The organism is Motilibacter peucedani (assembly GCF_003634695.1).
Classification (GTDB): Bacteria; Actinomycetota; Actinomycetes; order Motilibacterales; family Motilibacteraceae; genus Motilibacter; species Motilibacter peucedani.
Window position 1 is genome coordinate 181,527 of the sequence record NZ_RBWV01000016.1, and the last position, 17,624, is coordinate 199,150.

The following is a 17,624-nucleotide window of genomic DNA, read 5'->3' on the forward strand; positions in this document are numbered from 1 at the left end:
CGCCCGCCGGCTCAGCCGGTGTTGCGCAGGCCCGCGGCGACGCCGTTGACCGTGAGCAGCAGCGCCCGGCGCAGCTCGGGGTCGACCGAGTCGCCGGCGGCCCGCGCCCGCTCGAGCAGCGAGACCTGCAGGTAGGAGATCGGCTTCAGGTAGGCGTCGCGCACCTGCAGGGTGCGCAGCAGCGACGGCGACGCGCCCAGCAGCTGGGTCTCGCCGGTGATGGCGAGCACCTCGCGGACCGTGCGCTCGTGCTCGGCCACGATCAGGTCGAAGAACCCGTGCAGCTCGGGGTCGACGAGCGAGTCGAGGTAGTGGCGGGCGATCGTCAGGTCGGTCTTGGCCAGCGTCATCTCGACGTTGCTGAGGAAGTTGCGGAAGAAGTGCCACTGCGACCACATCTCGGCGATGGCGTCGCCGTGACCCGCCTCGCGGGCCGCCTCCAGGCCTGAGCCCACGCCGTACCACCCGGGCACGATCTGCCGGCTCTGGGTCCAGCCGAAGACCCACGGGATCGCCCGCAGCGCCGACAGGCCGGCGTCGGCCGAGGCGCGCCGCGACGGGCGCGAGCCGATGTTGAGGTCGCCGAGGGTGTCGACGGGCGTCGACTGGGCGAAGTAGGTCGCCAGCGCGGGGTCGGTCGTCAGCCCGCGGTAGGCGTCCTGCGCCTTGCCGGAGACCAGGTCCATGACGGGGTCCCAGCGCGAGAGCGAGCCGGCGCTGCTGCGGGGGACCCGGTGCAGCACCGTCGCGGTCAGCGTCGCGGCGAGCGTCAGCTCGAGGTTCTCGCGGGCGAGCGAGGGCAGGAGGTACTTGTCGCTGATGACCTCGCCCTGCTCGGTGACCTTGATCTCGCCGTCGAGCGTGCCCCACGGCTGGGCGAGGATCGCGTCGTAGGTGGGGCCGCCGCCGCGGCCCACGGTGCCGCCGCGCCCGTGGAAGAGCCGCAGGCGTACGCCGTGGCGCAGCGCGGTGTCGCGCAGCCGGCGCTGCGCCCGGTGGATCTCCCACTGCGAGCTCGTGATCCCGGCGTCCTTGTTGGAGTCGGAGTAGCCCAGCATGACCTCCTGCACGTCGCCGCGCAGGGCGACGAGCTGGCGGTAGGAGGGGTCGGAGAGCAGCGCGTCGAGGATCGTGTCGGCGGCACGCAGCTCGGCGACCGTCTCGAGCAGCGGCACGAAGCCGACCTGCGCGACGCCGCCGGGCAGGTCGACCAGGCCGGCCTCCCGCGCGAGGAGCACCGCGGCCAGCACGTCGTCGGCGCCGTGCGTCATGGAGATGATGTAGGACTCGACCACCTGCGGGCCGAAGCGCTCGAGCGCCTCGCGCACGGTCTGGAACACCGCGAAGACGCGGGCGCCGGCGGCGTCGAGGGGCGGCGGCTGGGGCGAGAGCGGGCGCCGGCTCGTGAGCTCGGCGCTCAGCAGCACCATCCGCTGCTCCGCGGTGAGCTCGGCGTAGGGCGTCGCGGACTCCCCGAGCCGGTCGAACAGCTGGGCCAGGGCGCCGTGGTGGGCCTCGGAGTGCTCGCGCACGTCGAGCGTGGCCAGGTGCAGGCCGAAGGCCTCGAGCGTGCGGATCAGCCGCTCGAGCCGGCCGTGGGCGACGCGCTCGCCGCGGTGGGCGAGCAGCGAGTCACGCACCACGACGAGGTCGGCGACGAGCTCGCCGGTGGAGGCGTAGTCGCGGCCGGGCACGTGGGCAGCGCCCGTGGCGTGCCGCCGGCGGGTGGCGGCGATCTTCTCGCGCACGCAGGTGAGCTTGAGCCGGTAGGGCTCGTTGGCGTTGAGCCGGCGGTAGCGCGGCGGCACCTCGGGCAGCAGCTCGAGGTCGGCGGCCAGGCTCGCCTCGAGCTCCGGGCTCACCCCGGCGATGCGCGAGTTCACCGAGATCTCGGCGCGCAGCTGGTCGATCTCCTCGGCGGTGCCGCGGAGGGCGTGCTCGTGCTGGAGCAGGAGGACGTCGTAGGTGACGCGCGGGGTCACGTTGGGGTTGCCGTCGCGGTCGCCGCCGATCCAGGAGCCGAAGCTCAGCGGGTGCGAGAGCAGCGGCACCTCGATGCCGGCCCGGTCGAGCTCGGTGACGAGCTCCTCGAGCACGTCCGGCACGGCCACGGCGAACAGCTCGGAGAGGTAGTAGACGGCGTTGCGCGCCTCGTCGATGACCTCGGGGCGCTCCGAGCGCAGCTCGTCGGACTGCCAGAGCAGGTCGATCAGCTCGGCGAGCCGGCGCAGCGTGCGCGGGTCGTCGCGCCAGTCCTCGCGCTCGAGCAGCTCGCCGATGCGGCGCAGCTTGGTGAGCACCGTGCGCCTGGCCGCCTCGGTCGGGTGCGCGGTGAAGACCGGGCGCACCGAGAGGTGCGCGATCTGCTCCTGGACCTCGTCGTGCGGCAGCCCGGCCGCGGTGATCGCGTCGACCGCCTGGTGGAGCCAGCCGCCCTTGCTCGAGCGCTGCTGGCGCAGGTCGCGGCCGCGGTGCACCTGCTCGGCGACGTTGGTGAGGTGGAAGAACATGGAGAACGCGCGGGCGAGCAGCGAGGCGGTGTGCACGTCGAGCCCGGCGAGCCGCTCGGCGGCCGCGTCGCCGTCCTCGCGGGCGAGGCGGCGGACCTCCTCGACGAGGTCGCGCAGCTCGGGGCCCTCCTGCCCGACCAGCGTCTCGCCGAGCAGGGTGCCGAGCACGCGGATGTCCGCGCGCAGGGCGGCCGGGATCTCGTCGGTCCGGACGTCAGGCTCAGCGGTCACGGCGAGCAGACTACTGGAGCCCTCCCGGGCGGCCCGCTACAGCCGTACGGTCACGGAGGTGGTGACGCGCGCCCCGCGCGGACCGGCGGTCAGGGCCACCACCCAGCGGCCGTGCTTGGCCGGGCGGTGCTTCACCGTGCGGTTCCAGGTGAGGACCCGGGTGCCCCGCGCCAGCGTGCGCGAGACCACCACGGTGGCCGGCGCCGCCTTGGCGCCGCGCGCCGGCACCGGGCGGACGGTCATCGTGACCGTCGCCTTCCGGTCGAGGCGGAACGCGACGCGTACGCTGCGCGCCGCCACGACCGAGCGGCAGCCGGTGCGCCGGGTGCTGACCGCGCACACCACCACCTTGGGCTTTCCCGGCTTGGCGACCGGAGGGGCAGGCGGAGCCGGCGGAGCAGGGGGCGCGGGCGGGGCCGGGGGTGCAGGCGGAGCAGGCGCGGGCGCGTCGGCGGTGGTCGGCAGCACGACCCGACCGACCTGGTTGGAGCCCGGGTCGGTGAACCACAGGGCGCCGTCGGGACCCGCCGCGAGGTCGCCGAGCGTGCGGGGCCCGAGGTCGTAGGACGCCCCCACCGCCTCGCCGTCGACCCGGTTGAGGAAGGTGTGCTTGGTCGAGCGGTCGACGGTGGTGAACCACAGGTGCCCGTCGGAGGCGAGCGTGATGTCGCTCGGGCCCGCGTTGGAGGCCAGCGGGACGGTGTGGGGCGCGCCGGCGGCGTCGAGGTAGCCCAGGGCGCTGTCGTAGGGCGACACCGAGCCCCAGGCACCGCCGTTCCACCAGGCGGTCCACCAGAGCCGGCCGGTCGAGTCGAACGCCATCGAGCGGATGTCGCTGCGCGCGGGGTCGACCGCCACCGAGGAGCCCGCGCCGTCGGGCCCGATGCGGTGCAGCGTCTGGTTGGGTCCCCCGAGCTGGCTGGCGCAGCCGAACCACAGGGCGCCGCCCGCGTCGGCGATGCTCGGCGACGGACCCTCGCAGGTCACCGGGAGCGAGCTCCAGGTGCCTCGCACGCCGGTGGAGAAGCGCAGCACCTCGTCGCCGTAGCGGGTGGTGGCGTAGAGGGAGGACCCCGTCGGCGTGAGCGACTCGAGCGGTGCTACCGGGTCGCCGAGCGGCGAGTCCTTGTAGAGCTCGGGCGCGCCGGCGCCCGCGGCGCTCACGGGCACGCGGAACACCCGGGTGTCGACCTCGTCGGCGAACCAGACGGCGTCGGGCCCTGCGGCGATGAGGTCGGGGCCGGTGTCGTCCACGCTGCTGTCGGACGGGACGGGGACCTCGCTGAGCGTGCCCGCGGCGGTGATGCGGCCGAGCTTGTGGGAGGCCAGCTCGGTGAACCACACCGCGCCGTCGGGCCCGGTCACCAGGTGGCTCGGCTTGGCCCCGCCGGTCGGCAGGTCGACCACCGTGAGGGCGGGCGCGGTGTCCGCCGATGCCGCGGTGGGCGCCAGCAGCCCCGCACCGGCGAGGGCGGCAGCGGTCAGCGCGACGGGGACGGCTCGGGTCACGGACGCACGCATGGGCGCGATCCTAGGCAGACGCCGCGAGCTCTGGCCAGGCCCGCAGGCCCGCCGGACCGTAGGCTGAGAGGCACACCCCCGCTCCGGCCTCGGACGGGGGCTGTCCGTCGTGCGCGAGGAGCGAGTCCCCATGTCGTTGTCCGGCCTGCTCGATGCCGTCGCCGCCGACCCGGGCCTGAAGGCCACCGTCGCCCAGGCGCGCGAGAGGGCGACCCCGACCCTCGAGCTCGGGGCGCCGGGCGCCCTGCGCCCGTTCGCCGTCGCCGCGCTCGCCGCGGACCAGCCGCTCGGCTCCGGCCGTGTGGTGCTGGCGGTGACCGCCACCGGTCGCGAGGCCGAGGACCTGGTGACCGCCGTCGGCTCGCTGCTGCGCCCCGAGGACGTCGCGCACTTCCCGAGCTGGGAGACGCTCCCCCACGAGCGGCTCTCGCCGCGCAGCGACACCGTGGGCCAGCGGCTCGCGGTGCTGCGCCGGCTGGCCCACCCGTCGGCCGACGACCCGTCCGCCGGCCCGCTCAAGGTCGTCGTGGCGCCGGTGCGCTCGCTGCTGCAGCCGCTCGTGCGCGGGCTCGGCGACCTGGAGCCGGTCGCGCTGCACGCGGGCGACGAGCTCGGTCTCGAGGAGGCGGTCGAGCGGCTGGTCGCCGCCGCGTACTCCCGCGTCGACATGGTCGAGAAGCGCGGCGAGTTCGCCGTGCGCGGCGGCATCCTCGACGTCTTCCCGCCCGTCGAGGAGCACCCGCTGCGGGTCGAGTACTGGGGCGACACGGTCGAGGAGGTCCGCTACTTCAAGGTCGCCGACCAGCGCAGCCTCGAGATCGCCGAGCACGGGCTGTGGGCGCCCCCGTGCCGCGAGCTGCTGCTGACCCCGGAGGTCCGCGAGCGGGCCCGCGCCCTCGCCGTCGAGCACCCGAGCCTGCTCGAGGTCCTCGAGAAGGTCGCCGAGGGGACCGCGGTCGAGGGCATGGAGGCGCTGATCCCCGTGCTGGTCGACGAGCTCGACCTGCTGCCCGACGCGCTGCCGGCCGACGCGGTGGTGCTGGTCTGCGACCCCGAGCGCGTCCGCGCGCGGGCCGTCGACCTCGTGGCCACCAGCCGCGAGTTCCTCGACGCCTCGTGGGCCACCGCCGCCTCGGGCGGCGAGGCGCCGATCGACCTCGGCGCCACGTCGCTGCGCGAGCTGGCGGACGTACGCAGTGCGACCCTCGCGACGGGGCGGCCGTGGTGGACGCTGACGCCGTTCGAGAGCGACCTCGAGCTGGTCGAGGGCGACGACGTCGTGCAGTCGGGGGTCAAGGAGGTCGAGGGCTACCGTGGCGACACCCAGCGGGCGATCGCCGACGTCAAGGGCTGGCTCGGCGACGGCTGGCGCGTCGTGCTGGTCACCGAGGGCCACGGCTCGGCCGAGCGCACCGTCGAGCGGCTCAAGGAGGCCGGCATCCCGGCCCGCCTCGACGCCTCGCTCGAGGTCGCGCCCGACCCCGGAGTCGCCGAGGTCGCCACCGGCTGCATCGAGCGCGGCCTGGTCTCGAGCGCCCTGCGCCTGGCGGTGCTCACCGAGACCGACATCGCGGGCCAGCGGGCCTCGACGCGCGACATGCGCCGGATGCCCTCGCGCCGGCGCAACCAGGTCGACCCGCTGCAGCTGAAGGCGGGCGACCCGGTCGTCCACGAGCAGCACGGGGTCGGGCGCTACGTCGAGATGGTGCAGCGCACCGTCCAGGGCGCGACCCGCGAGTACCTCGTCATCGAGTACGCCCCCTCCAAGCGCGGTGCGCCGGGCGACCGGCTCTTCGTGCCGACCGACCAGCTCGACCTGGTGACGAGGTACGTCGGTGGCGAGCAGCCGGCGCTCGACCGCATGGGCGGGGCCGACTGGCAGAAGCGCAAGGGCCGCGCCCGCAAGGCGGTGCGTGAGATCGCCGCCGAGCTGATCAAGCTCTACTCCGCGCGCATGGCGACCACCGGGCACTCCTTCGGTCCTGACAGCCCGTGGCAGCACGAGCTCGAGGACGCCTTCCCCTACAACGAGACGCCCGACCAGCTCTCGACCATCGACGAGGTCAAGCGCGACATGGAGCGCTCGGTGCCCATGGACCGGGTGGTCTGCGGCGACGTCGGCTACGGCAAGACCGAGATCGCCGTGCGCGCCGCCTTCAAGGCGGTCATGGACGGCAAGCAGGTCGCGGTGCTCGTGCCGACGACCCTGCTGGTGCAGCAGCACTTCGCGACCTTCGCCGAGCGCTACGCCGGGTTCCCGGTGACGGTGAAGGCGCTGTCGCGCTTCCAGACCGACAAGGAGGCCGAAGCCGTGCGCGCCGGCGTGGCCGACGGCTCGGTCGACGTGGTCATCGGCACCCACCGCCTGATCAGCGGCGACGTCCGCTACAAGGACCTCGGGCTCGTGGTCGTCGACGAGGAGCAGCGCTTCGGCGTCGAGCACAAGGAGAAGCTGAAGCACCTGCGCACCAACGTCGACGTGCTGACGATGTCGGCGACGCCGATCCCGCGCACGCTCGAGATGTCGATCACCGGCATCCGCGAGATGTCGACGATCCTGACCCCGCCCGAGGAGCGCCACCCGGTGCTCACCTACGTCGGCGCCTACGACGAGAAGCAGATCTCGGCGGCGATCCGTCGCGAGCTGCTCCGCGAGGGCCAGGTCTTCTACATCCACAACCGCGTCGAGTCGATCGACCGGGCTGTCTCGCGCCTGCGCGACCTGGTGCCCGAGGCGCGCATCGCCTTCGCCCACGGGCAGATGAACGAGCACGCGCTCGAGCAGGTCGTGCTCGACTTCTGGGAGCGGCGCATCGACGTGCTGGTCTGCACGACGATCGTCGAGAGCGGGCTCAACATCTCCAACGCCAACACCCTGATCGTCGAGCGCGGCGACACCCTCGGGCTCTCGCAGCTGCACCAGCTGCGCGGCCGCGTGGGCCGCGGGCGGGAGCGCGCCTACGCGTACTTCCTCTACCCGCCCGAGAAGCCGCTCACGGAGACCGCCCACGACCGGCTCGCCACCATCGCCCAGAACAGCGACCTCGGGGCCGGCATGCGGGTGGCGATGAAGGACCTCGAGATCCGCGGCGCCGGCAACCTGCTCGGCGGGGAGCAGTCGGGCCACATCGCCGACGTCGGCTTCGACCTCTACATGCGGCTGGTCGGCGAGGCCGTCGCCGAGTTCAAGGGCGAGGGGGACACCTCGCTCGCCGAGGTCAAGGTCGAGCTGCCGGTCGACGCGCACCTGCCCCACGACTACATCCCGGGGGAGCGGCTGCGCCTGGAGGCCTACCGCAAGCTGGCCGAGGCGGCCAGCGCGGACGACCTCGCCGCCGTGCGCGCCGAGCTGGACGACCGCTACGGCACCCCGCCCGAGCCGGTCGAGAACCTGCTCGCCGTGGCGGCGTTCCGGGTCAAGGCCCGGGCGGCCGGCCTGCGCGAGGTCGCGCTGCAGGGCTCGCAGGTGCGCTTCGGGCCGGTCGACCTGCCCGAGAGCCGCGTGCTGCGCCTCCAGCGGCTCTACCCGAAGACGCTGGTCAAGCCGGCGACCAAGACCGTGCTCGTGCCGCGTCCGGCGACCGCCCGCATCGGCGGGCAGCCGCTGCGCGACACCGCACTGCTCGACTGGGCCGGCCAGCTCATCGACTCGGTCGTCGTGGCCGCGTAGCAGACGCGACAGACGCCCCGGACCCAGCAGGTCCGGGGCGTCTGCGCGTCGAGCGGGAGGTGCTAGCTGGTGCGGCGGCGGCGGGCGACCGTCTGCAGCAGCGCCCCGACGCCGAGGAGCAGGGCTCCCGCGCCGGCGGTCAGCGGGACCTGCGAGGCGCCGGTGTGGGCGAGCTCGCCGGTGCCGGAGCCGGACTGCGCGGCCTGGCCGGTGGTGGGCGCGGCGCCCTCGGCAGCGGTGATCGTGGTCGGCGAGGCGCCGCTGCTGGGCGTGTCAGCGGCGGTCGAGGACTCGGGCGAGGCGATCACGGTCGGCTGCGCCGACGAGCTCGACGCCGGCTTCTCGGACGGTGTCTCCGACGGCGTCTGGACCGGCGACGGCGTCGTGCCGCCCTCGCTCGCCGTCACCGAGCTCGGCGAGACGGACGGCGTGGTGGTGGCGGGGACCGACGGGGTCACCGTGGGGGTCTGCGTCGGCGTCTGGGTCGGAGTGGTGCCGGGCGTCGGCGTCACGGTGTCGCCGGGGGTGATCGGCGTCGGCGTGACGGTCGGCGTCTCGGTCGGCGTCACCGTGGGCGTCACCGTCGGCGTCGCGGTGTCCTCGGGCGTCGTCGGCGTCGGGGTGGGCGTCTCGGCCGGCGTCGTCGGCGTGGGGGTGGGCGTCGGCGTGTCCGCAGGCGTCGTCGGAGTCGGCGTCGGCGTGGCGGTGTCGCACCCGAGCCGCTCGCCCGAGCGCAGCAGCGTCCCGTGCGACGTGAAGTAGTTGTAGGTGAGCGTCGCGGGCGCGCTCGTGCCGTAGATCAGGTCGATCTGGCCGCAGGACGGCACCGTGACCGCCAGCCGGCCGACGCCGCTGCGCAGCTCGACCCGGGTCTGGTGCTTCGCGTCGGGCGCGTAGCGGTAGGACACCAGCGACGCCTTGGTGCCGGCGCACGCGTCGGGCGCCAGCGACACCGTGGCGGTGCCGGCGGCTGCGCTGAAGGACTCGACGGTGATCGCGGCCTTGCCGCTGACGCACGTGGCTGCGGCAGCACTGACGGCGGAGTCCGAGTGCACGGCGGCGAGGGCCACCGACGGGACGCTGACCAGCGGCACGGAGAGCGCTGCTGCAAGGAGTGGACGTCGCATGGGATTCCTTCGTCGGTGACGGTCTCGTACGGTACACGCAGGCCGCGCGCGTATCCGGCGTTTTGCCCTTTTCGCCCTCGTCTACCTCGAGCTGCGGGCACGGGGAGTGTCGTACGCGTTCTTCCACGACTGGAGGGCCTCGAACCAGTCTCGAACGGGTGGAAGCGATGCGGACCGCCACCGTCCGGAACCGAGCACACTGTAGCCGGGCCGTCGCGCTACGCGCTGTAACACGGCCGAGCTCGTCGGACGCACCCGCTCGGGGTCGTGGCCGAGCAGCTCGAAGGTGGCCCGAGCCAGGCCGTACCAGCTCGTCTGCCCGCTGCTCGTGGCGTGGTAGACGCCCGGCGGCGCCTGCTCAGCCAGCCCGACCGCGAGCAGCGCGTCGGCCAGGTCGCGGGTCCAGGTGGGTGCGCCGACCTGGTCGTCGACGACGTCGACGGTGGGCCGCTCCTCGGCGAGCCGTGCCATCGTCGTGACGAAGCTGCGCCCGTGGGTCGCGTAGAGCCAGGCGGTGCGCACGACGTAGCCGGCCTCCGGGTGCAGCTCGAGCACGGCGCGCTCGCCGACGAGCTTCGTGCGGCCGTAGGCGTTGACCGGCGAGGGGGGCGCGTCCTCCGCGTAGGGCTGCGTGGCCTCGCCCGAGAACACGTAGTCGGTCGAGGGCTGGAGCAGCCGGGCCCCGCGCCGCGCGCACTCGCGGGCGAGCACCTCCACCGCGTCGCCGTTGACCCGGCGGGCCGCCTCCTCGGCGGCCTCCGCCCCGTCGACGTCGGTCCAGGCGGCGCAGTTGACCACGACGTCGGCCTCGGCGACGGCCGCCCGCAGCGCCCCCTCGTCGAGCAGGTCGAGCTGCGCACGCGTGCGTGCGTCGACCGTCTGCCCCGGTGCCGCCTCGAGCGCGGTCACGACGTCGCGCCCGAGCATGCCCGCGGCGCCGGTGACCAGCCAGCGGCTCACCCGGCCGCCCCGAGGGCGGCGGCGGCCTTGAGCGGCTCCCACCAGGAGCGGTTGTCGCGGTACCACTCGACCGTCGCTGCGAGGCCCTCGTCGAAGGGCACCCGCGGCGCGTAGCCGAGCTCGGTCGACACCTTCGAGATGTCCACGGAGTAGCGCAGGTCGTGGCCGAGCCGGTCAGGCACCTGGACCACGCGCGACCAGTCGGCGCCGAGGGCGGCGAGCAGCCGCTCGGTCAGCTCGCGGTTGGTCAGCTCGGTGCCGCCGCCGATGTTGTAGACCTCGCCCCCGCGCCCGCGCTCGAGCACCAGGGCGATGCCGCGGCAGTGGTCGTCGACGTGCAGCCAGTCGCGCACGTTGCGGCCCTCGCCGTAGAGCGGCACGCTGCGCCCGTCGAGCAGGTTGGTGACGAACAGCGGCACCACCTTCTCGGGGAACTGGTGGGGCCCGTAGTTGTTGGAGCAGCGCGTGACCGACACGTCGAGGCCGTGGGTGCGGGCGTAGGCGCGGGCCAGCAGGTCGCTCGACGCCTTGCTCGCGGAGTAGGGGGAGTTCGGCTCCAGCGGCGCGGTCTCGCTCCACGAGCCGGTCTCGATCGAGCCGTAGACCTCGTCGGTGGAGACGTGCACGAACTTGCCGAGCGAGTGGCGGCGCGCGGCGTCGAGCAGGGTCTGGGTGCCGAGCACGTTGGTGCGGACGAACTCCGCCGACGCCGCGATGGAGCGGTCGACGTGGGACTCGGCGGCGAAGTGCACCACGGCGTCGGCGTCGGCGACCAGCGCGTCGACCAGGTCGACGTCGCAGACGTCGCCGTGCACGAAGCGCAGCCCCGGCGTCCGCTCGACGTCGGGCAGGTTGGTCAGCGTTCCTGCGTAGGTCAGCGCGTCGAGGACGACGAGCTCGGCACCGGCCAGCGCGGGGTAGCCGCCCGCCAGCGCGGTGCGCACGAAGTGGGAGCCGATGAAGCCCGCACCCCCGGTGACCAGCAGTCTCATGCGGCGAGGCTAGTCGACCGGCCCGGGTGGCGACCGCGGTCGTCCACAGGCCGCCCGTCGCTACTGTGGCGCCCCATGAAGGGCATCATCCTGGCGGGCGGGACGGGCACGCGCCTGCACCCGATCACCCGCGGGATCAGCAAGCAGCTCATGCCGGTCTACGACAAGCCGATGGTCTACTACCCGCTCTGGACGCTGGTCCAGGCAGGCATCCGCGAGGTCCTCGTCATCACCACGCCGCAGGACCGCGACTCCTTCGCGCGCCTGCTCGGCGACGGCAGCGAGCTCGGCATGTCGATCGACTACGCGGTGCAGCCGCGCCCCGAGGGCCTCGCCCAGGCCTTCCTGATCGGCGCCGGCTTCGTCGGCGGCGGCACCGTCGCCCTCGTGCTCGGCGACAACATCTTCTACGGCGCCGGGCTCGACGAGCAGCTCAAGGCCGTGCACGACGTGGACGGCGGGCGGATCTTCGCCTACCGCGTCGCCGACCCGACCGCGTACGGCGTGGTGGAGTTCGACGACGACGGCCGCGTGCTCTCGATCGAGGAGAAGCCGGCGCAGCCGCGCTCGCCCTACGCCGTGCCCGGCATCTACTTCTACGACAACTCCGTGCTCGAGATCGCAGCCGGGCTGACCCCCAGCGCGCGCGGCGAGCTCGAGATCACCGCGGTCAACGCGGAGTACCTCCGCCAGGGCCGCCTGGCCGTCACCGTCCTGCCGCGCGGCACCGCCTGGCTCGACACCGGCACGTTCGACTCGATGGTGCAGGCGACCGAGTTCGTGCGGGCCGTCGAGCTGCGCCAGGGCCAGAAGATCGGCTGCATCGAGGAGGCGGCCTGGCGCGAGGGCTGGATCGACGACGACCAGCTGGCCGGCCTCGCCCAGGACCTGCGCGCGTCGGGCTACGGCGACTACCTGCTGAGCCTGCTCGGCCGGTGAGGACCTGATGGAGATCCGTCGGCTCTCGGTGCCCGACGCCTACGAGGTGACGCCCGTGCAGCACCGCGACGGGCGCGGCGCCTTCCTCGAGTGGTTCCGCGAGGACGTCTTCGAGGCGGAGGTCGGGCGCCCGTTCCGCCTGCGCCAGGCCAACGTCTCGGTCTCGCGGCTGGGCGCGCTGCGCGGCGTCCACTTCGCCGACGTCCCGCCGGGGCAGGCGAAGTACGTCACGTGCCTTTCGGGGTCGGTGCTCGACGTGGTGGTCGACCTGCGCGTCGGCTCACCGACGTTCGGCCGCTGGGACGCCGTGGAGCTCGACGACGTGTCCCGGCGGGCGGTCTTCCTCTCCGAGGGCCTGGGGCACGGGTTCGTCGCCCGCACCGACGGCGCGGTCGTCAGCTACCTCTGCAGCGAGGGCTACGCGCCCGGCAGGGAGCACGGCGTCATGCCCTTCGACCCCGACCTCGGCGTCGACTGGGGGGCTCCGGCGGAGCGCCTGCTCCTGTCGCCGAAGGACGAGGCGGCCCCGACGCTGGCGCAGGCGCGCGCCGACGGGCTGCTGCCCGACTACCGCGCGTGCAGGGCGCTCTACGCCGCGTCTGCCTCTTAGGGCAGGGTGCCGGCACCCCCCGGCGAGGTGGTGGCAGCAGGGGTGACAAGGGCCTCGGCAGTGCGCTGGAATACGCCTGCTGCCGTGCGGAGAGCTCGTCGTTCGCCACATTCGTCCCATTCCGCCTCACAGACACCGTGCGGTAGTGTCGTCGTCACGCGGCTGACACGCAGCAGTGCTGTGCTGGGGCCCGCGGCGACGATGGAGTCCGTGCTCGGGGCGGTGCCGGCGTGCGAGGGGGCGCGCCGGAGGTTGCCCGTCCGACGTCGACCACTCGTCCACCCTGGGGGGACCGTGCCCACACAGCAGGAACTCGTCGCTGCGCGCGCCGACGACCGGCCCACGCTGGTCCACCGCCCGTCGGTGCCCGACGACCGTCCGGTGCTCGTGCCGGAGCCCGCACGCCCCTGGGGCGACCACGTCCTGGGCGCGGGCACCCGCCTGCCGCGCGCCTGGCAGCGCCGCTACACCGCCGCCGTCGTCGCGTCCGACGCCGCCGCCGCCGTCGTCATCTCGCTGGTGCTGGTCGCCTACCTCCTGCACCGCGACTCGGGCTCCGGCGCGGTCGCCGTGGGCGGCCTGCTCGCCTTCCCGGCCGTCTGGATGGCCTCGCTGGCCGTCGGCCGCTGCTACGAGGAGCGCTTCCTGCTCTCGGGCGGCGAGGCGTTCAAGCGGCTGAGCGACACCGGCCTGCGCCTGCTCGCGGTGGCGGCGGTCGTCGCAGCCCTCTCCGAGGGCACGGCCGCGCGGCTGGTCGCGCTGGTCGCCGTCCCGCTCGCCCTGCTCGCCGGAGCGGTGGCCCGCGCGGTCGGCCGGGCCCGCCTCCACGCCCTGCGGGCCAAGGGCGCCGCCATGCACCGCGTCGTGGTCGTCGGCTCCGCCGCCGCCGTGGCCGAGATGGTGCGGCTGTGCCGCACCGACTCCACCAGCGGCTTCTCCTTCGTCGGTGCCCTGGTCGACGGCCCGGCCGTCGCGGGCGCCGAGCTCGAGGGCGTCCCGGTGCTCGGCGAGCCGAGCGCGGCCGGCTCGCTCGTCGCCTCCTCGGGCGCCGACACCCTGCTGGTCGCCTCCGGCGTCGACGCCGAGGCGCTGACCCGGCTGTGCTGGCTGGTCGAGGGCCTCGGGGCCGACGTGTTCGTCGCGCCGAACCTCAGCGGCGTCTCGGGCCCGCGCCTGAGCGTGCACCCCGTCGGCGGCGTGCCGCTGCTCCACGTCGACGAGCCGGAGCTCTCCGGCCCGCGCCGGCTGCTCAAGTCGCTGTTCGACCGCACGATGGCCGCGGCCGGCCTGCTGGCGCTGCTGCCCGTGCTCGCGGCCGTGGCCCTCGCCGTCAAGCTCGACTCGCGCGGGCCGGTCGTCTTCAAGCAGGTGCGCGTCGGCAAGGCGGGCACGCCGTTCACCATGTGGAAGTTCCGCTCGATGGTGCCCGACGCCGAGCGCCGCCGCACCGAGATCGAGCACCTCAACGACCACGGCGACGACCACGTCCTGTTCAAGATGAAGGACGACCCGCGCATCACCCGGGTGGGCAAGTTCCTGCGCCGCTACTCCCTCGACGAGCTGCCGCAGCTGGTCAACGTGCTGCGCGGCGAGATGTCGCTGGTGGGGCCCCGGCCGCCGCTGCCCTCCGAGGTCGAGCGCTACGCCGACTCGAGCACCCGCCGGCTGCTCGTCCGGCCCGGCCTGACCGGCCTCTGGCAGGTCAGCGGCCGCTCGGACCTCTCGTGGGAGGAGTCGCTGCGCCTCGACCTGCACTACGTCGAGAACTGGAGCCTCTTCTTCGACCTGCACATCCTGTGGAAGACCGGCTCGGCGGTGCTGGGGCGCAGCGGCGCCTACTAGCGCACGCGGTACGGTGCACGCGTGCGACGACGCTCACCCCGCTCCCGTCCTGCCGCGCTGGTCGCTGCCGCCCTCTCGGTCGCCGCGCTCGCCGCGTGCGCGCCGGTCCAGGCCGGCTCCGCCGCGATCGTCGGCGACAGGCGCATCACGACCGACTCCGTGCGCTCCACCGTCGACGAGCTGGTGGCCCAGAGCCCCCAGGTCGAGCGCACGCAGGCGCTCGGCGCGACCGTGAGCTCGATGGTCGAGTACGCGCTGGTCGACGAGCTCGCCGCCCGGCAGCGCCCGCCGGTGACCGTCAGCGACGCCGAGATCGCCGCTGCCCGCCAGCAGTTCACCGCGCAGGCCGGCGGCGAGGAGGCGCTGACGCAGGCGTTCCTCCAGCAGCGGGTCCCGCGCAGCGGCGAGTCGACCTTCCTGCGCTCGCTGCTGCTGCGCCAGAAGATCGCCGCCCAGCTCGCCCCCGCCGCGGCCAGCGACGACGAGCGCTCGGCCGCCTTCGCGAAGGCGGCGACCGCCCTGCAGGACGAGCTCGACATCAAGGTCAACCCGCGCTTCGGGCGCTTCGACCCGAAGACCTTCGCGGTCACCCCGCTGGCCAGCGGCGGCCTCGCGACCGCGGCCAGCCCGGCGCCCAGCGCCCCGGCCGCGGGCTGAGCGGCCGCGTGCGCCCTGAGGTCGTCCTCGTCACGGTCTCCCCGCGCGTGGCGCCCGGGCAGCTGAGCTGGCCGGCGTGGCAGGCCCTGCGCGACGCGGCCGTCGTCGTCCTGGGGCCGGGGGCGGAGGGTCACGCCGAGGCGCTGACGGGCGCCGGCGTCGAGGCGCGGGCCGCAGGCGCTGCACCGCTGCCCGACGGCCCGCTCGCGGTGCTCGTCGACGCCGAGCGCGTCGGGCAGGTGCGCGACGGGCTGGGGGACCGCGACGTACGCGTGGTGCCCGGCGTCGCCGAGCTGCCGGGCTCGCGCCTGCTCGACCTGGTCGCGCTGATGGACCGGCTGCGCGGCCCCGGCGGCTGCCCCTGGGACGCCGAGCAGACGCACGCCAGCCTGGTGCAGTACCTCGTCGAGGAGGCCTACGAGGTCATCGACGCCATCGAGCTCGACGACCCGGAGGCGCTGCAGGAGGAGCTGGGCGACCTGCTGCTCCAGGTCGTCTTCCACGCCCGCATCAGCGCCGAGCGCCCCGACGGCCCGAGCACCATCGACGACGTGGCGGCGGGCATCGTCGACAAGCTCGTGCGGCGCCACCCGCACGTGTTCGCGCCGGCCGACGAGGCGGCGGCCCCCGCGGCCGCGCACACCGAGCGCGGCTGGGACGCCATCAAGCGCGCCGAGAAGGGCCGGGCCTCCGCCGTCGACGGCGTGCCCATGGGACAGCCGGCGCTGCTGCTTGCGGCCAAGCTGGTCGGCCGCGTCGAGCGCGCGGGGCTGCAGGTGCCGCTGGCGGACTCGGCGGAGGTATCCGACGAGGTGGCCGCCGGCGACGCGCTGCTCGGGCTGGTCGCCGAGCTGCGGCGCGCGGGCGTCGACCCGGAGGCCGCACTGCGCGCCGCGGTGCGGCGCTACGCCGAGCGCGTGCGCGAGGTCGAGCGCGCGTGACCGGCTTCGCCGCCGCCGCGACGGCCGCGGTCGACGCGCTGCTCGCCGCGTCGCCGGAGTCGGCGACCAGCGCGGGGGACCACCGCTTCGACCACCTGCTTCCAGACAGGTCGCCCGAGGGGCTGGCGAGCACGGCGGCGGCCCTGCACGGCGCGCGCGACGCGGTCGCAGCCGTCGAGCCCGCCGGGCTCGAGCCGGAGGACGCGGTCGACCGCGAGGTGCTCCTCAACGGGCTCGACTCGGCGCTGTTCCGGCTGGAGCAGCTGCGGCCCCACGAGTGGAACCCGCTCGAGGCCAACCCGGGCGGGGCGCTCTACTCCCTCGTCGCCCGCGACTTCGCGCCCGAGGAGGAGCGGCTGCGTTCGGCCGCCGCGCGGCTCGCCGCGGTGCCGGGCGCGCTGGACCAGGCGCGTACGTCGCTGGGCCCCGCCCCGCGCGTGCACCTGGAGACCGCGGTCGGGCAGTTCACCGGCACCCGCGCGCTCGTCGCGCGCGAGCTGGCGCAGGTGACCGGGAGCGAGGCGGCGCTCTCAGCGCTCGACGAGCACGTCGACTGGCTGCGCGCCCGGCTGGCCGCCACCGACGGCTCCGCCGACGCCGACCCGCGGCTCGGGCCCGAGCGCTTCGCCGCCGCGCTCGCGCTCAGCCTCGACCTCGACGACGGCACCGGTCCCGACGACGTGCTCGCGGCGGCGGAGGCGAACCTCGCGCGCGTCGAGGAGGAGATCGCCGAGGTGGCCGGTCGGCTCGGCGGCACCGGAGCGCGCGCCGTCCGCGACGTGCTCGACCGGCTCGCCGCGCAGGGCGAGGTGGGCGACGCGACGGTGGTGGCCCTGTGCCGCGACGCGCTGGAGCAGACGACCGAGTGGGTGCGCACGGCGCAGCTGCTCACCGTGCTCGACGACCCGGTCGAGGTCATCGTCATGCCCGAGGTGCACCGCGGCGTGGCGGTGGCCTACTGCGACCCGCCCGGACCGCTCGAGCAGCGGGCGCTGCCGACGTGGTTCGCGGTGTCGCCGACCCCGGCCGACTGGCCGGCGGAGCGGGTCCGGTCGTTCTACCGCGAGTACAACGCCCACATGCTGCACGACCTGGCGGTGCACGAGGCCTCGCCGGGCCACGTCCAGCAGCTGGCGCACTCGCGCCGCTTCGCCGGCTCGACGCCCGCGCGGGCCGTGCTGTGGAGCGGGGCGTTCGCCGAGGGTTGGGCGGTCTACGCCGAGCAGCTCATGGTCGAGAGCGGCTACCCCGGCGCCGGCGACCCCGAGGGCCCCGACGCGCTGCGGATGCAGCAGCTCAAGATGCAGCTGCGCATGACCATCAACGCGGTCCTCGACGTCCGCGTCCACACCCGAGGCATGACCGAGGCCGAGGCGATGGACCTCATGACCCGCCGCGGGCACCAGGAGGAGGGCGAGGCCCACGGCAAGTGGCGCCGCGCGCTGCTCACCGCGGGCCAGCTCTCGACCTACTTCGTCGGCTGGACCGGCGTCAGCGGCCTGGTGGCCGACTTGCGCGCGGCGCGTCCGGGCGCCGGCCTGCGCGAGGTGCACGACGAGCTGCTCGCCCACGGCACCCCCGCGCCGCGGCACCTGCGCGCTCTGCTGCTGGCGCGCCGCTAGGC

Annotated in this window: 12 protein-coding genes; 7 read left to right on the forward strand and 5 right to left on the reverse strand. The window is 74.7% G+C overall.

Annotated elements, in window-relative coordinates; genetic code table 11:
* Positions 1-11 precede the first annotated feature (11 nt).
* A complete protein-coding gene (ppc, locus tag CLV35_RS18510; RefSeq protein ID WP_231122041.1) occupies positions 12-2,741 on the reverse strand; it encodes a phosphoenolpyruvate carboxylase in 2,730 nt (909 codons plus the stop codon).
* A gap of 36 nt (positions 2,742-2,777) precedes the next feature.
* Positions 2,778-4,262: a virginiamycin B lyase family protein gene (locus CLV35_RS18515; RefSeq protein WP_121194975.1), complete on the reverse strand. Its 1,485-nt coding sequence runs from the start codon at positions 4,260-4,262 to the stop codon at positions 2,778-2,780.
* A gap of 130 nt (positions 4,263-4,392) precedes the next feature.
* On the opposite strand from CLV35_RS18515, the gene mfd reads away from it, so the two are divergent.
* Complete coding sequence (gene mfd / locus CLV35_RS18520; RefSeq protein WP_121194976.1) at positions 4,393-7,932, forward strand: transcription-repair coupling factor; 3,540 nt, start codon at positions 4,393-4,395, stop codon at positions 7,930-7,932.
* 62 nt (positions 7,933-7,994) lie between these two features.
* Here the strand turns inward: mfd and CLV35_RS20230 are convergent, their stop codons facing one another.
* The 3 genes from CLV35_RS20230 to rfbB form a co-directional block, all read right to left on the reverse strand.
* Complete coding sequence (locus CLV35_RS20230) at positions 7,995-9,059, reverse strand: hypothetical protein (protein WP_183062065.1); 1,065 nt, start codon at positions 9,057-9,059, stop codon at positions 7,995-7,997.
* Positions 9,060-9,140: 81 nt separating this feature from the next.
* The gene (rfbD, locus tag CLV35_RS18530) at positions 9,141-10,019 is read right to left on the reverse strand and encodes a dTDP-4-dehydrorhamnose reductase (RefSeq protein ID WP_121195026.1); all 879 of its coding nucleotides are present in this window, start codon (positions 10,017-10,019) and stop codon (positions 9,141-9,143) included.
* Entirely contained in the window at positions 10,016-11,011 is a 996-nt protein-coding gene (gene rfbB, locus CLV35_RS18535) for a dTDP-glucose 4,6-dehydratase (RefSeq protein ID WP_121194977.1), read from the reverse strand. Before rfbB ends, rfbD begins: the two co-directional genes overlap by 4 nt.
* A gap of 75 nt (positions 11,012-11,086) precedes the next feature.
* On the opposite strand from rfbB, the gene rfbA reads away from it, so the two are divergent.
* The 6 genes from rfbA (at position 11,087) to CLV35_RS18560 (ending at position 17,622) form a co-directional block, all read left to right on the forward strand.
* Complete coding sequence (gene rfbA / locus CLV35_RS18540) at positions 11,087-11,950, forward strand: glucose-1-phosphate thymidylyltransferase RfbA (protein WP_121194978.1); 864 nt, start codon at positions 11,087-11,089, stop codon at positions 11,948-11,950.
* 7 nt (positions 11,951-11,957) lie between these two features.
* Complete coding sequence (locus tag CLV35_RS18545; RefSeq protein ID WP_121194979.1) at positions 11,958-12,560, forward strand: dTDP-4-dehydrorhamnose 3,5-epimerase family protein; 603 nt, start codon at positions 11,958-11,960, stop codon at positions 12,558-12,560.
* 294 nt (positions 12,561-12,854) lie between these two features.
* Positions 12,855-14,402: a sugar transferase gene (locus CLV35_RS18550; RefSeq protein WP_231122042.1), complete on the forward strand. Its 1,548-nt coding sequence runs from the start codon at positions 12,855-12,857 to the stop codon at positions 14,400-14,402.
* A 21-nt stretch (positions 14,403-14,423) separates the two neighbouring features.
* The gene (locus CLV35_RS20235; protein WP_183062073.1) at positions 14,424-15,059 is read left to right on the forward strand and encodes a SurA N-terminal domain-containing protein; all 636 of its coding nucleotides are present in this window, start codon (positions 14,424-14,426) and stop codon (positions 15,057-15,059) included.
* An 8-nt stretch (positions 15,060-15,067) separates the two neighbouring features.
* Entirely contained in the window at positions 15,068-16,000 is a 933-nt protein-coding gene (locus tag CLV35_RS18555; RefSeq protein ID WP_231122043.1) for a MazG family protein, read from the forward strand.
* Positions 15,997-17,622: a DUF885 domain-containing protein gene (locus tag CLV35_RS18560; RefSeq protein ID WP_121194980.1), complete on the forward strand. Its 1,626-nt coding sequence runs from the start codon at positions 15,997-15,999 to the stop codon at positions 17,620-17,622. Before CLV35_RS18555 ends, CLV35_RS18560 begins: the two co-directional genes overlap by 4 nt.
* Positions 17,623-17,624: the final 2 nt, after the last annotated feature.